General features: G+C 37.7%; 1 protein-coding gene. It reads left to right on the top strand.

Annotation, left to right across the window (positions count from 1 at the left end):
* Positions 1-495 (top strand): transposase (locus ACFOU2_RS14740; protein WP_377916432.1); only part of this gene is annotated, 495 nt, incomplete at its 5' end.
* Positions 496-653: the final 158 nt, after the last annotated feature.

The raw sequence follows: 653 nt of genomic DNA, 5'->3' as shown, positions 1-653 counted from the left end.
GGTCTTGAAGAAGCCTTTAAAGCCGTCTATCCTAAAGCCGATGTTCAACGATGTGTGGTCCACAAAGTAAGAAATACGTTAAACAAGGTAAGGAAAAAAGACCAATTTGAAGTAGCTGAAGACTTGAAGTTGGTCTATCGCTCGATGACAAGAGACACAGCCATTCAAGCATTTCATGAGTTTAAAGACAAATGGTTGAAAAAGTATCCTAGAGAAGTCCAATCTTGGGAACATGATTTAGATGTCCTCCTAACATTCATGAAATATCCAACCAGTATTCGGAGTGTCATCTACACGACAAATGCGATTGAACGAACGATTAAAGATATTCGTAAACGACTAAAAACGATGAACAGCCTAACAAGTATTGAAGCAGCAGAAAAAATCACGTTCTTAACGGTACAGGACTTTAATGAAAAATGGTCCACTAGAAAACTGAGAGGATTTTCCACGGCATACAAGGCACTTCAAGATATGTTTGAAGAAAGATACTGAAATACCGATTTTTGTTAATGAATAACAGAGCCTAGGGAGACTAAGTTGTCTTACATGAGACTGAATATTCAGTCTCATGTAAGACAACTAAACAACCTCCCCCAAGATTAAAAAACGTATCTGAGAATACTCTCTTACACAAAAATCTTGACGCTACC

It is taken from the genome of Bacillus songklensis (genome assembly GCF_042649685.1).
GTDB lineage: Bacteria > Bacillota > Bacilli > Bacillales > Bacillaceae_H > Bacillus_BA > Bacillus_BA songklensis.
This window is presented reverse-complemented; position numbering and strand designations above follow the sequence as displayed.